A 15,406-nucleotide genomic window follows, 5' to 3' on the forward strand; every position below is an offset into this window, starting at 1 on the left:
CCAGTGCTGTCCGCTTATGGTCACGATTGAATGATCGGATGCTGATTCAAGATCGCAAAAATCCGTTCTGCCACTTCTTCCGTATGTGACAGCAGAAACATGTGCCCGCCGTCAAATTCATGAAATGTGGCGTCTTTCGCCCATTTCTTCCAGCCTTCCGCATCCCGAATGCATTTTTCATCACCAAGTCCGTTAAAGACATGAACAGGCGATTGGATCGGGGCTAGATCGTGAAGCTCAAATTGTTCAAGAGCCCGGTAATCTGATCGGAAGGAAGGCAGGAAAAAGGACATGACTTCCTTGTTTTCAACAAGCTCAGCGGGCATCCCGCCTAATTTGATAATATGATCAAGAAACTGATCATTCGGCAGATGGGACACTTTCTTCCGCTGAATATGCGGCGGCTGTATCGCAGAAATGATAACAGCCTGCGGAAAGATGCCTTCCCGCTCCAGCTTTTGCGCCAGCCTGAAGGTAATCATTCCGCCCATGCTGTGTCCAAACAGCACAAACGGCCGATCAGGGCGGAGGTTTAATTCTTGTTTGTACAAATCGGTCAGCTTTTCGAGATCCTCAACGGCTGACGTTTGATTCGTGCCGTGTCCCGGCGGCTCGGCAGCGAGCATCTCACACTCTCCTTGCAAATAAGCATGGAGAGGGCGAAACGATGCCGAGTAGCCGCCCGCAAACGGAAAACAGATGAGCTGCGTTTTTTCCGACGCATCAAATGATTTGAAGAGCTGGCTCATTGGCCGTCTCCTCCTTTCATCTCTTCATTTAAGAAACCGTTACGGTTTGTGTATTAAGAAATTCGAGCAAAATTCCGGCATTCCTGTCTAGCGCTTCCCCCTGCAGCATGTCAGCGTGTGTTCCAAAGCCTCTTTTCACACGGTAAGCACCTGTTGTGGCCTCTTCCCACGATGCAAGCCATTCCGGCATGTCAAAATCAGCGCCAGATGTCAGGACATCAATATCCGCTTTCACCTGGCCTGTGCTAATCAGGTTGACGTAGTATGAGTAGAAGGCGTGTGTTTTTTGCTTGAGGCCTTGTTTGACGGCTTCGCTGTTGAGCGCTTCATTATCCCGGTTGACATTCATCAACGCCTCGACATCACTCTCTACCGTGCGCCCGTCCAGATCACTGACACCCTGTTTTTTATAGGAATCCACCATGATGATCCGCTCCACAATGCGTCCTTGTCCCTCAAGCTTTTTGGCCGCTTCAAACGCCAGGCTGCATCCCGCTGAATACCCGAACAGTGTCAAAGGCCCTTCCGGCTGAAGTTTCTGAATCAAATCGGCATAGCGGTCAAGCCGGTTTTCCTCCTCAATGAAATCAAAGGCGCACAGCTTGTATGACGGCAGGCGGCTGGCAAGATTTTGGTACATGAGGCCATAGCCCAAGACCGGCGGGAATGCGAAAATGATCTGATCTTCCTGATCGGGATTCATGACCGTTACATCCTGCAATCCATCTGAGCCCCCGTTTTTCAAATACGCTGAAATGCCGGCGATCGTCGGCTCTTCAAACAAAAGCTTTACCGGCAGATCAATCGCGAGCTCTTTTTTGATGCGGGACGCGGCGGTCATTGCCTTTAAGGAGTGCCCGCCGAGCGCAAAGAAATCGTCATGAATGCCGATCTGCTGTCTGCCGAGAACTTCAGACCAGATTTGCGCGATCGTTTCTTCCGTCTCGTCTCGGGGCCCGATCCATTCTTCCGTCAGTTGATCCTGATCCGGTTTTGGAAGGAGCCGTTTATTGACCTTTCCATTTGTTGTTAAAGGAAGTTCGTCCAAGAAAGTAAAGGTTTGCGGCACCATGTATGCAGGAAGCTGTTTTTTCAGGCGTGCCTTTACGTCTTCAGCTGAAAGCTGCGTCCGGTTCACAAGATAGGCGTTAATGGACGCATCTCCAGACGCATGGCGTTCTGCCACAACGACCGCATCTTTCACACCCGGATATTCCTGCAGCTGCTTTTCGATTTCCTCAAGTTCAATCCGGTGCCCGCGTATTTTGACCTGGTCGTCAATCCGGCCGGCGTATTCAATTGTTCCGTCTGGCAGCCAACGTGCTAAATCCCCTGTGCGGTAAAGCGTTTCTCCCGGCTTGAACGGATTCGCGATAAACTTTTGCTTCGTCAAGTCATGGCGGTTTAGATACCCTTTTGAAACGCCCATTCCGCTGATGCACAGTTCACCAACCGCTCCGAATGGCTGAAGCTCGTTTTGCTCATTGAGAATATAAACACTGGCATTGCTGATCGGCTTGCCGATTGGCAATGAGGTGGTGGAATCCGGTAGATCATGCACGACGTGAGCTGTCGCAAACACCGTTCCCTCAGTCGGCCCATAGCAGTTAATCAGCTTACCCGGCCCCATAATTCGCAGCGCTTTTCTGACGTGAGGCACAGATGCCCGTTCTCCGCCAAATAACACGCAGCGAAGCCCTTTCATCCATTCTTCTCCCGCATCTGTGAGAAGATTAAATAGTGCGGTTGTCGCAAACATGACATTGACATTTTCTTGCTGAATCAAATTGGTGAGAGATTCTGTATCCAACAGCGTTTGTTCATCTGCGATGATCAGCCTTGCCGCATTTAATATGGAAGCGTAGAAATCAAAGGTAAAGGCGTCAAAGGCGTAATTCGAAACAGATAAGAACGTATCTGTTTCAGAAAATGCCATGTAGTCTACATGCTTGACCAATCCTTGAATATTGGCATGGGTGGTGATATTGCCCTTCGGCTTTCCGGTTGTGCCGGACGTGTACATGATATATGCCGGATCATCGGGTTCAATCGAGATTTCAAGGTCACTTGCCTGTTCTGCAAACCGTGTTTGATCATCAATGAAGAGCGTTGTCCCTGTATACGGCAGCTGAGCCGCTTTTCCCTTCATCTCTTGATGTGTCAGCAGACAGGCTGCCGCGCTGTCAGTCAGCATATACGACATTCGGTCTTCCGGCAGCTTTGGATCAACCGGCAGATAAGCCGCTCCCGCTTTTAATACGCCGAGAATGCCGATCACCAGCTCAAGCGAACGCTTCGTGTACAACGCTACAACGGAGCCTTTGCCCGCGCCTTGCTTTTGCAACCGGCGTGCAAGGCGGTTTGCTTCCTCATCTAATTCGCGATAGGAAAGCGTCTGGCCGGAATACGTCAGCGCCGGTGCACCCGGATTAACGTTCACTGCTTCCTTGAACCACTCTGTCAGAGGCTTTGCTTCATGAGTTTGAGCCGGCGGGTTTAAGCCGGTAAGCAGAAGCTCTCTCTCCTTATCGTCAACGAGATTGATCGTGCTGACAGGTTGATCCGGCTTCTCGATAAGCTGCTGAATCGCTGTGAGAAGCTGAGATTTTAAGCGCAGAATAAACGCTTCATCAAACACATTCTCGTTATAGGCAAGCTTAATCAGCATCTCATCCCCCGGGGAAGCCATCAGGTTAAGATCATAATTCGACTTTTCAAAAACATGGACATCCTCCATCTCAAAGCCGTTTTCACTGTTTTCGTCATTCTTTGCATCCTGAAGCGGATAATTTTCAAAGACAATGATGTGGTCAATCAGTTTTGGCTGATCGGCCTCGGTTTGGATGTCATAGAGCGGCATATATTGATGCGGCTCAGACTGAAGTGATTGCTCCTGCAGCTGCTTGAGCAAACCGTTAAATGTGATATCCTCAGACAGTTTCACCCGTCTCGGGATAACGTTGATAAACAGCCCGACCATATGTTCAACGCCTTTGATTTCCGCGGGACGCCCGGAAACGACTGTGCCGAAAGTCAAATCGCCAGACTGCTGATAGCGGCTGATCAATACGCTCCAGACTGCCTGCAGCGCCGTACTTAAAGTGGTATGCTGCGATTTTGCAAGCTCGGCAAAGGCCTTTGTTTCCGCCTCCGGCAATGAGAAGAGCAGTTCTTTCGGCTCGTAGCCGTCCGTTTGTTTCTTTCTTTGCTCTGCAAACGTCGTTTGTCCTTCAAAATCCTCTAAGTACTCGCGCCAGTAACGCAGTGACGCTTGTTTATCCTGTTTTTCGAGCCACTTGACATAGTCCTTATACGGTTTGACAGGTGGAAGGCTGTACGGCTTTTGTTCGCGCAGGGCATTGTATACCTTGAACAGATCCTGCACGACGATACCGAAGCACCAGCCGTCCAAAATGATGTGGTGGTAGCTCCACACCCATTCAAAGCTTTCTTCAGCTTTTTTGAAAATGGCTGCGCGCATGGGAATATCCCGCGTCAAATCAAAGCCTTTGATCTTATCCTGTTCCTTGTATTCATTGATTTTGGCTGTTTGCTCGCTGTCCGTTAAATGTGTCAGATCAATTTCTTCTATATGAAACTGGCGTTTTTTCAATACGACTTGGACAGGTCTTTTTACTTTTTCGTGAATGAACACGGTACGAAATACATCGTACCGGTCCATGATCACATTCATGCCTTCTTCAAGGCATGTGATATTCAAGCTGCCTTTTACTTTCATCGTGATTTGTTCAAGGTAAAAGCTCTGGCCGGGATTCAGGATGGTATGAAACAGCATCCCCTCCTGCATCGGCGATAGGTAATACATATCTTGAACCTGATCCTTGCTAAATTGACTCATATGCTTCGCTCCCGCCTTCTGTAATTCCCTTGCGTTTTATTTTAAATTCTCCTCAAGCATGTCAAAGATATCGTCCATCTCGTCCATTCCAAGGTCTTCAGCGCTGAAGTCGCTTGGCGTGAATTCCTTCTCTTCTTTTTCCGTGCAATGGCGGATCAGCATCAGGAGATTTTCTTTAAACCGGTTCATTTGCCCCTCGACTGTGGTTCTTTCAAACTCCTTCTCGTTGTAGGAGCAAGAAAGCACAAACCGGCCGTTTCTGATCATGCCGCTAAAGCTCAGGGCGTACAGTGCTTCTGATTCTTCACTTACTTGGCGCCCCATATCGAAAGCGGACGGCTCAAAGAAGTCGGTTTTCACTTCGCTGTCGAACTGGCCTAAATAGTTGAAGCTGATCTCTGGCGTGAAGCCCTTTGTAGCCGCTGTTTCTGTGACATAACGAAGAATGCCGTAGCCAACACCTTTGTCCGGAATGCGGCGCAGGTTTTCTTTGACTGTTTTGATCACGGCTGATGCATCCGCTTCAGACATGTCGAGCACAACAGGATATTGCGCCGTAAACCAGCCGACCGTTCTGGAGATATTCACATTCGGAATGATGTCCTCCCGTCCGTGCCCCTCTAGGTTCATGCCGATTTTGGCATCGCCTGTCCATTGCTTCATTGTCAAACCGAGCGCGCTGAGAAGAATATCATTGATTTCTGTTCCATATGGCTGATGAACATCCGTTAAGAGATGTTTAGTGTCTTCTTCCGTTAATTCACAAAGGACAGATGATGTATGCTTGACGATCCGCTGCTCTGTTTCGTAGTCCTTCGGCACAGGAGAAACCTGTTCAGCGTCCATTTGCGCCCAGTATTCAGCCTGTTGCAAAAGGTGTGCTGATTGGCTGAATGCCGACAGTTCTTCCGCCCAGTCCTTGAAGGAGTTTGTTTTTTGCGGGAAGATAATGTTCTCTTCTTTCTCAGCCTGCATGTAGCCTGATGCAAAATCTTCAAGCAAAATCCGCCATGATACGCCGTCGACCACGAGATGGTGTACAGCGATAAGCAGGTGGTCCCCAGCTTCCGTCCGGTATTGCTCCGCCTTGAGAAGCGGTCCGTTTTGCAGATCGAGACTGCTTTGCAGCCTGTCCGCTAGAATCTTGATCTGGCTTTTCAGCATCTCTTCATCGGAGCCGTATAGGTCCACGATATCGAAGCTGATCTTGCTTTCGCTGATCGATTTATATGCTTGAATAATCTCTCCGTTTTCCTCACGGTAAACCATGCGAAGCGCATCATGATGTTCGATCAGCGCCTGTAATGTTTTCTCCACCCGTTCAGGATCAAAGCCCTTCTTCGCATGAAGCATCACTGATTGGTTCCAGTGGTGCTTGTTCGTGAAGTTCTTTTCAAAGAACCAGCGCTGAATCGGCGTCAGGATGACTTCACCCTCCACCGGGCCTTGGTCCGCCTGTTTGCCTTCGGCACGCTCCACGTATTGGGTCAGCTCTTCGATTGTCGGGTGCTGGAAGAGGTCTTTCATTTCCAGCTTCCAGCCGTGCTGGTTCAAGCGGCTCGCCATTTGGATTCCTTTGATGGAGTCTCCGCCGAGCGAGAAGAAATTGTCGCTGACACCGACTTCAGAAATGCCGAGCACATCCTGCCAGATGCCGGCAAGCAGCTCTTCAATGTCGGTCGTCGGCGCTTTGTATTCCCCGCTCCCCGCTTCGATGTCTGGCACAGGCAAGGCTTTGCGGTCTACTTTGCCGTTTGCGGTAACCGGAAGTTCGTTCAGCGTTACCCAGAACGCCGGGATCATGTAGTCCGGCAGGGTTTCTTTCAATGAAGACTTTAACGCTTCTATGTCAGCTGTTTCCGGTGTGACATACGCCGCGATCGCTGTATTGCCGCCTTTATCTTTGACAGCTGTGACCGCCGCATCCTGCACCTCAGAAAGCTGGGCGAGCTGGACTTCGATTTCTGACAGCTCGATCCGGTAGCCGCGAACCTTGACCTGCTGGTCGATCCGGCCGATGTATTCGATGCCGCCGTTCACCCACTTCACCAGATCGCCGGTGCGGTACATGCGTTCACCCGGGACAAACGGATCAGCGACAAACCGCTTCGCGGTTTCGTCTTCCTTATTCAGATAGCCGCGCGCCAATCCGTGTCCCGCTACACAGAGCTCTCCGGCTACGCCTTCCGGCTGCACCTGATTGCCTTCGCCGAGAATGTATACTCTCGTATTGGCGATCGCCTGCCCGATGGAAAGCGAGCCTTCTTCCGGATTGATCTCTGTGCTTGTGGCAACGACTGTGTTTTCAGTCGGCCCGTAATTGTTGATGAGCTTGTACGGCTGTTTCACCGCACGCTTCAGCTTGTCTCCGCCTGTCAGCAATACGCGCAGTGACGTATTCTCAAGCTCCATAAACTGTTCCGCCAGCTGTGTCGGCAAGAACGTGATCGTCACGCCATGCGTTTCGAAATAATCGTTCAGACGGACGATATCAAGGCGGATCGCTTCATCAATGACGTGAAGCTCGGCTCCGATTGTCCACGTCGGGAACATTTCCCAAATGGAGGCGTCGAATCCAAAGCCCGCGTACTTCGCACTGCGGTCCTCCGCTGTCATATTGAACGCGTCATGGTGCCAGAAGCACAGGTTCACAAGCGCATGGTGCTCGACCATGACACCCTTCGGCTGTCCGGTCGTCCCGGACGTGTAAATCATGTACGCGAGGTTTTCTGCATTTACATCCGTCTCTGGATTTTCCTCATCGTTTTCATCAAGCGGCAGGCTTAGAATCGTGCGGTTGCCATCAAGAAGAATGACGTCTCCCGAGAAGCTATCCGGCACTGAAATGCCTTCCTGTTTCAAGAGAAGCTTCGCGCCGCTGTCCTGCAAAATATAGTCAATCCGCTGATCCGGATAGTCAGGATCAATCGGCACAAACGCCGCTCCCGCCTTTAAGACGCCGAGCACCGCGGCAGCCATTTCCAGCGATGGCTTCGTGAGAACGCCGACGCGCTCATCCGCGCTGATGCCGCAGTCGATCAGAATTCGGGCAAGACGATTTGCCTTCGCATTCAGCTCGCCGTACGTCCATGACTGGCCGTTGTAGGTGACAGCCGGGCGGCCTTTGTGGCGCTGAGCCGTTTCTTCGAATAGCTGATGAACGGTTTTGTCTGTCGGTACAGGGAGCGTTTTGCCCTTCCATGCCTCAAGAAGCGTTTGTTTTTCTGGTTCAGTGACGAGAGACAAGCTGGAAAGCGGCTGGTTCGGATTTTCTGCGACAGCTTTTAATAAACGCAGAACGTATTCGCTCCATTTCTCAGCCGTTTCTTTTGAGAACAGATCAGTCGCATATTCGAGCTGCAGGCCGATGCCGTTTTCATCAGTAAATCCGCCTAATGTCAGATCAAACTTAGACGTTCCCTGATGGGCCTCGTAAGGTGAAATGCTTAGTTTGTCTAATGTAAGCTGTTCTTTATCAGGATTTTCTGTCGTCACCATTACGTTAAACAATGGATTTCGGCTCATATCCCGAGGAAGATCAAGCTGATTGACCAAGTCCTCAAACGGATATTCCTGATGTTCAAGCGCTGACAAGTTCGTCTGCTTCGCTTTCTCTAGCAGCTCTGCAAAGGTGTGCTGTTCTTGCGCTTCCATTCGTAAGGCAAGCGTATTGACGAACATTCCCGGCATGTCTTGGACATCGGCATTCGTACGGCCGGCAGTAACGGATCCGATGACGATATCCCGCTGTCCGGATATTTTGCTTAAAAAGACGTGGAAAACAGCGTGAAGCACCATGTGCAAAGTCGTTCCGGTTTCTGCGAGCAGTTTCTCTACCGCCTTTGCCGTCTCGCTTCCCGTACAGAAACGGACCGTATCCCCTTTAAAGCTTTGCACAGGCGGACGGGCGTAATCGAGCGGCAGATCAAGCTCAGGCAGCTCGCCTGAAAGAACCGAGAGCCAGTACGCCTCATGCTCCTTCATCCGTTCCTTTTGCTCAGCTTCATGTTGCCAAACGGCGAAATCCTTATAATGAAGCGCCGGCTCCGGAAGCTGTTCTCCTTTGTAAAGCAACGCCAATTCTTTTACAAAAATGCCTCTTGATACGCCGTCTGCGATGATGTGATGCATATCCAAAAGCAGCAAATGTTTTTTTGCTTCTATTCGAAGCAATGCCGCGCGAATGAGCGGTGCATCGTTCAAGTCGAATGGCCGGATAAACTCCTTGATCTTTTGTTCCGCTTCGTCTTCTTTCGCTTCAAGCACATGAAGATTAATCGCCGCCTCATCTAAAATGCGCTGAACAGGCTCACCATTTGCTTCTGCAAATGACGTCCGCAGTGACTCGTGGCGGTTCACAAGCTGATTGAGTGAGTCGCGCAGACGCGAAAGATCAAGCTCGCCTTCCATCAGAAGAACAGATGGCATGTTGTAGCTGATCGTCTGCTTATCGAGCTGATTCAGTACATACATCCGTTTCTGCGCGGATGACAACGGGTACATCTCCTGTTTGTCAGCCGGTTTGAGCACGTAATGGCCGCCTGAAACTGCCGCTGCCTCCATGTAAGCCGCCAGCTGGCGAACAGTCGGCTGCTCAAACAGCGCTTTAAGCGGTAAGGTTTTCTCCAACTCGGCCTGAATGTTGGCAATGAGCATCATTCCTTTTAAGGAATGGCCGCCTAAATCGAAGAAATTGTCATCGATGCCGATCGCGTCTATGCCAAGCGTTTTCTGCCAAATGCGGCATAGGCTCTCTTCAAGTGCTGTTTCTGGTGCGGCTGAGTCCATGTGTCCTGATTGTGCCGCGTTCGGCTTTGGCAATGCGTTTCTGTCGGTTTTCCCGTTTGCCGTCAGCGGAATCGCGTCCACCTGCACAAAGAAAGCAGGAATCATATGAGACGGCAGTGTTTGTGAAAGCTGGTTCCGGAGCGCTGCTTTTTCAATGGCTTGCTCTGCCGTGTAATACGCGCAAAGCTCTTGAAGCCCGCCCTCGGAAACCGCCAGCACAACGGCTTCTTGAATGCCGCTGAGGCTGAGCATGACCGTTTCAATTTCTTTCGGCTCAATGCGGTAGCCGCGGATTTTCACCTGATCATCAGCCCGTCCGATAAATTCAAGCGAACCGTCAGAAAGTGTCCGCACGACATCTCCGGTTTTGTACATGAGACTGCCCGGTGAATATGGATTTTCAACAAATCTCTCGGCTGTCAGCTGAGGCCTGTTGAGATATCCTCTCGCAAGCCCATGTCCCGTGATATAAAGCTGGCCGCTCGCTCCCGGAGGCACTAGTTTCAAAGCCTCATTCAACACAAGCGCGCCGGCATTCGCAATCGGCTGTCCGATTGTCGGGCGTTGCGCGAATGCCTCCGGTTCAGACAGATCAACCCGTCCGGCGATGGCGCCGATCGTTGCTTCTGTCGGGCCGTAGTGATTGATAAATTCGGTATGTCCATACACCTTGCGGAAGGTGAGAACATCGGCCGGGATGATTTTTTCCCCTCCCAAGACGATCAAGCGCAAGGATTTAAAGTTTGGCTCTTTTGTAAAGCTAGCTGTGTTCACCATCGTATGGAACAGAGACGGCGTCAGTTTGATATAGGTGATCCCGTGTTCATTGATATAACGCCCAATTTCATCCGGTGCCGTATAGGTTTCCTTCGGCACGATGTGGAGCTCGCCCCCTGCCAAAAGAACAGGGAACACGCTCGTATATCCGAGATCGAACGCGTAAGATGAAAGCAATACAGACTTATCGGATCCCGTCAGGCCCGCCTCTTCACTAAACCAAGAAACATAGTTTGTCAGATTGCGATGCTCGATCTGCACGCCCTTCGGCTTCCCGGTCGTACCGGACGTATAAATGACGTATGCCAGACTGCGAGATCCTGAGATTGAAGGGAGGCGTTCCTTACTTTCATTTCTCCATTTCACGTCATCAAGGTTGACGATTGTCCCTTCATATTGCCCGATGGCCGTCATGTTTCTTTCGTTCACGACCGCAATTTTCGCTCCGCTGTCCTCTAATGAATAGCGGATTCGTTCTTCAGGGGTATCAGGATCAATCGGCAGGAAAGCCGCTCCCGCTTTCATGACGCCAAGAATCGATACCATAACCTCAGCTGACCGGTCCATGACAATTGCTACGATGTCTTCACTTCCTGCCCCTTGCGCGCGAAGATGATGTGCCAGCTGGTTCGCCTGTTCATCAAGTTCGCGATAGGTCAGCAGATGTCCGCCAGACCTCACCGCAGGATGATCAGGTGTTTGCTGTGCCTGTTTTTCGAATAGGGTGGCAAAGGTTGCTTCAGTGATTTGGGTCATATGTCTTTCTTCAAGCAAAGCAGCCGTTTCTGCTGGAGAAAGCAGGTCGACATCAGATAGCCGAACGCTCGGATTGGCCGCGGCCGCTTTGATGATATTGACAAAGTGGCTGCTCCAGCGGCGGATTGTTTCATCCTTAAACAGGGCAGTCGCATAGTCAAAGCTTAGGCCAATGTCCTCTTCTCGCTCGACCGCTTCCAAGGAAAGATCAAATTTCGCCACGTGATGAAGCATGGAATACGAAGAAATCTTCAAATCTCCCAGTCTCAATGATGGAATCTCCATGTTCTGCATGTTGAACATCACGCTGAACAGCGGACTTCGGCTTGTGTCCCTTGTAAGCGGAAGCTTTTCAATCAGCTCCTCAAGCGGATAGCCCTGATGCTCGAATGCTTGAAGACTGGCTGTTTTGACTTCTTCAAGGAAGTGCGCAAACGTTTTATCTCCCACAGGCGCCGTTCTTAATGCCACCGTGTTGACAAACATGCCCGGCACACCTTGCAGATCAGGATGTGTTCTTCCCGCAGTCGGCGAACCGACAATGATATCCTCCTGTGACGCGTACTTAGAAAGGAGCACTTTGAACGCTGCCAGCAAAAACATGTACATGGTCGTATCTGTCTCTGCCAAGAGTGATTTGATTTGAGCCGTGATATGTTTATCAAGCCCAAACATCACGCGCTCTCCCGCAAAGCTCCGTTCAGCAGGCCGCTCGTAATCAGCCGGAAGATCAAGAATCGGCAGCTCGCCTTTAAAGGTATCGAGCCAGAATGCTTCATCCTTTTGATGATCGGCATGCTCCTTGTGCCAGACAGCGTAATCTTTATAGTGAATCCGCGGCAGCTCAAGATCGGCGCCTTGATACATTTTGGCGAGATCACCGATCAGAATGCCTGTTGAACTGCCGTCAGTGATGATATGGTGCAGATCAATCAGCAGCAGGTGGCGTTTTTCTTCAAGCTTGACAAGCTTCGAACGGACGAGCGGCGCGCGGTTTAATTCAAACGGCTGAATGAACGCTTTGATCATGTCCTCCGCGTCTTCTTCCCGTCCCTTGGCAGCCTCCAGCCGGAACGATATATTTTTATGAACGGTTTGCACCACTTCTCCGTCAATCATGTCAAACGATGTACGGAGAATTTCGTGCCGGTTGATTAATTGCTGAATCGCGTTTTCAAGCCGGTCTTTATCTACTTCTCCCTCCAGCAAAAGTACAGCGGGGACGTTGTAGCTTGTGTTTGCTTGTCCAAGCTGATTGAGGATATACATTCTCCGCTGGGCTGGGGATACAGGATAATGCTGCTGATAAGGTGCTTGCCTGATCGGTTCAAACGTCTGCTCCTCCTTGCTTTCGTTCTCGTCTAAATACAGCGCTAATACTTGAATAGTCGGCTTTTCAAAAAGCACTTTAATCGGTACTTCCTTATGGAAATGCTCTTGGATTTTTGCCGTCATCATCATCGCTTTTAAAGAATGGCCGCCGATCATAAAGAAGTTATCGGTAACGCCTGCTTTGACGCCTAGAATCCCTTCCCAGATCTCCGCTAATTTCTTTTCACTCTCTGTCTCAGGTGCTGTGTACTCCGGCTGCACAGCTTCTGATTGCGGCGCAGGCAGCTCTTTTTTGTTGATTTTGCCGTTTGGCGTGAGCGGCAGGCTATCTAGCTGAATGAAATGGGCAGGAACCATATAGTCAGGCAGCGTTTGAGACAGCGTTTTTCTCAGCCCGTTCACAGACACTTCACGGTCTGCCGTAAAGTATGCGCACATTTCATTTTCATCCGCTTTGTTCTTCCGGATGATTACCGCAGCTTCTGTCACATGCTCTGCCATGTTCAGTTTTGTTTCAATTTCGCCAAGCTCAATTCGGAAGCCGCGCACCTTCACTTGGTTGTCGATTCTTCCTAAAAATTCAATATTGCCGTCTGGCAGCCATCTCGCCAAGTCGCCAGTGCGGTAAATTCTTTCCCCCGGTCTGAACGGGTCTTCAAGAAATTGCTTCTCGGTCAGCTCAGGGAGATTGACATACCCTCGCGCTACACCGATTCCGCCGACGCAAAGCTCGCCGGGCGCGCCAATTGGCTGCAGACGCTGCTGCTCATCCATGATGTAGGCAGTCGAATGTCCGATAGGCTTCCCGATTGGAATAGAACCGCTATACTCACGATCGATCAGAAAACTTGTCGAAAACGTCGTGTTTTCTGTCGGGCCGTACCCGTTCCATAACGAAAGCGACGGTGATGCCCGTCTCACTTTGTTTACAATATGCGGCACGAGTGCGTCTCCGCCGATGATGACATGGCGCAGTGTGCCGAACATGCCGGCATCCTTTGCTGCAAGCTGGTTGAATAAAGGGGATGTCAGCCACATGGTCGTGATTCTCTGCTCACGCAGGAATGCCGCAAATGGCTTCGCATCAAGCAGCGTCTCTTTTTTGACCGGATAAAGCGCTGCGCCATTCAGCAGCGCGCCGAATACCTCAAACGTGCCGGCATCAAAGCTGACAGCTCCCGTCTGCGCCATGCGGTCTTCTTCAGTAACAGGAACGTACCCGGCATTTTTGACGAGGCGCAAGATGCTTTTATGTTCAATCATGACGCCTTTCGGTTTGCCCGTCGAACCAGATGTATACATGATGTATGCCAAATCATCCGGGGCGGATGGCAGATTGAGATTGCCAGCCTCTTCGCTCTCTTCAAAGCCGCTGTCCAGGGTATGAACCGGCGCTTGCAGCTGATGCGCCTGATCTGCATACGCCTTTCCGGACAATACCATTCGAATTGAGCTGTCCTCCGCCATGAAACGAAGACGGTCTTCAGGAAGCGCTGGATCAAGCGGCACATAGGCGGCTCCTGCTTTTAACACAGCCAGCATGCCGATAACGGTTTCTGTTGAGCGGTCATTCATAATCGCAGCTGTTTCCCCTTTTTGAAGACCTTGTTCGACAAGCTTTCTCGCCAGACGGTTAGCAGCTCTATTCAGCTCACGGTACGTCAGCTCAGCTCCTTCATATACGACAGCAGTGCTCGCTGGTGTCCGTTGCGCTTGCTCTTCAAACACTTGATGAACGGCCATGCCTTCAGGAAGTTCGGCTTTCGTCTCGTTAAACACCTCGACAATTTGCCGCTGTTCTTCGCCTCCCACAAGCCCGTACTCACGCACAACAGCGTCCGGCTGATTGACAGCCGCTTCCATCATGCGGGTAAGGTGCTCCGCTGTCCGTTCGATAAAATCGGAATCAAAGGCGGCACTGTTATATTTGATTTTGACGGTCCACGTTTTGCCTGGATACACAATCAGGTTGAAATCGAAGCTCGTTTGTTCAAATGCGCTTTCTACCTTGATAGAGAACCCGAGGCGTTCTTCCATGCTGCCGTTTTCAAGCTCTTGGTCAAGCGGGTAATTTTCAAACGCGACCAGATGGTTCAATAGATTGCCATCAAGAGCCGAGCGTTTTTGAATCTCATAGAGCGGCACGTAATCGTAACGCTCCGCCTCTACTGCATGCTGCTGAACAGCTGAGAAAATATCAGCGAAAGCAGCATCACGATCAACCTTGACCCGCACCGGAATGGTGTTGATAAACAGCCCTGCCATCGTTTCAATCCCGTTGATTTCAGACGGCCGGCCTGATACGACCGTGCCGAAGACAACGTCATTCGCAAAGTTGTATTTGCTGAGAACAATGCCCCAAACGGCCTGAAACAGGTTGGGCCCTGTCACTTGATGGCGGTTTGCGGTTTGTTGAATGCGGGCAACCAGTTTTTCGTCCCATGTAAATGAATATTCTTTGTTAACGTATTCGTCTTTTTTCTCAGGCAGGCGGCCCGGGAGCACGCTCGGCTGTTCAAAACCCGCCAAGCGTTCGCTCCAGTAGCTCTCCGCTTCTTCACTGTCCTGTTTCCCAAGCCACTTGATGTAGTCGGAATAAGGCTTGCCCTGACCGTTTGCCGGAGTCCGGCCCGCTCTGAGCGCTTCGTAGTTTTGGAACAGGCTTTTCATGAGCACGCCCATGCTCCAGCCGTCCATCATAATATGATGATTGCTCCAGACTAGATACAGCTGATCTGCACCAAGACGGAAAACCGCTACCTTGAACAATATGTCTTTTGCCAGATTAAAGCCTTGGCGTTGCACATCTTGTTTATAACGCTCAATGTGCTCTTTTTGGCGGTCTGCGTCCGCATGACTGATATCCTCATAATGCACCTTTGTTTTGCGTTCCGCTAGCACGACCTGACGCGGTTTTTGCAGCTGCTGGTGCACAAATACCGTACGGAGAATATCGTATGACCGAATCAGTTCATTGACGCTTTTCTCAAAGATTTCAAAATCAAAAGCACCGTGAATCCCAAGCTCTAATTGTGTGAAGTACGAGGAAGAATGCGGATCAAGCATCGCATGATACAGCATTCCCTCCTGCATCGGTGTCAGTGCGTACACCTTTTGAATCGATTTTTTGCTCATATGCCACCTC

General features: G+C 50.5%; 3 protein-coding genes. All 3 read right to left on the bottom strand.

The genetic code is table 11. The features are described 5' to 3' along the window. Window positions 1–20: 20 nt before the first annotated feature. The 3 genes from srfAD to srfAB are packed head-to-tail and all read right to left on the bottom strand — an operon-like array spanning window position 21 to window position 15,396. Entirely contained in the window at window positions 21–749 is a 729-nt protein-coding gene (srfAD, locus tag BV11031_RS16620; RefSeq protein WP_010330769.1) for a surfactin biosynthesis thioesterase SrfAD, read from the bottom strand. A 28-nt stretch (window positions 750–777) separates the two neighbouring features. Next, entirely contained in the window at window positions 778–4,608 is a 3,831-nt protein-coding gene (gene srfAC, locus BV11031_RS16625; RefSeq protein WP_010330768.1) for a surfactin non-ribosomal peptide synthetase SrfAC, read from the bottom strand. 36 nt (window positions 4,609–4,644) lie between these two features. Further along, window positions 4,645–15,396 carry a surfactin non-ribosomal peptide synthetase SrfAB gene (gene srfAB, locus BV11031_RS23405; protein WP_129550792.1) on the bottom strand — a complete coding sequence of 3,584 codons (10,752 nt, stop codon included), beginning with the start codon at window positions 15,394–15,396 and terminating at the stop codon, window positions 4,645–4,647. Window positions 15,397–15,406: the final 10 nt, after the last annotated feature.

It is taken from the genome of Bacillus vallismortis (assembly GCF_004116955.1).
GTDB lineage: Bacteria > Bacillota > Bacilli > Bacillales > Bacillaceae > Bacillus > Bacillus vallismortis.

Bases quoted from the DNA above. Each gene is read 5' to 3' on its own strand.
- srfAD (WP_010330769.1), bottom strand. From the start codon at position 749: ATGAGCCAGCTCTTCAAATCATTTGATGCGTCGGAAAAAACGCAGCTC.
- srfAC (WP_010330768.1), bottom strand. From the start codon at position 4,608: ATGAGTCAATTTAGCAAGGATCAGGTTCAAGATATGTATTACCTATCG.
- srfAB (WP_129550792.1), bottom strand. From the start codon at position 15,396: ATGAGCAAAAAATCGATTCAAAAGGTGTACGCACTGACACCGATGCAG.